Raw genomic sequence first — 500 nt, forward strand, 5'->3', positions numbered from 1 at the left:
GCCACAAACAGCTCTTTTAAACCAACATCCACACCAATCGACTCATTTGTTAGTTCTTGTGATTCAAAGTCTTCTTGGAACCCTACACTAATCCACCAGTGACGACCATCAAATGTAACTCTTGGATTGGATGGTTTTTTGTTTCTTGGTAGTTGTTGGCTTGTTTTTACTTCTCCAATAGACTGAATATCAACTACTTTCTTTCCTATAATCAGTCTTTCATAATTGGCATAAAATCCTTGGATTAAATCTTTTTTAGATTTATAAGAAGTGTGATAACCATTTTTGTACTTTTTGAACGAATKTTTCCTCGCCGTATCAAAATCTTTTGAAGCCTGTTTGGGAACTTGTGCGTTGATGTCATTTAACCACTCATATCGCTTTCGCTTCTTGATCTTTTTAAATCGTTTCTGTAAAKCTAACTGTGAAACAGATTTTCCAAATAGCTTATAGTATCTATCACTCATTCTTTTACAATAGTTATAAGCAAATCTTGCAGC

The 500-nt window shown here is 34.1% G+C and carries 1 protein-coding gene; it reads right to left on the minus strand.

Annotation, left to right across the window (positions count from 1 at the left end):
- The coding region (locus AC1DTM_RS31465; RefSeq protein WP_477001820.1) for a nuclease/transposase family protein at positions 1-500 on the minus strand (500 nt) is incomplete at both ends.

Source organism: Bacillus sp. P4_D3, assembly GCF_056401855.1.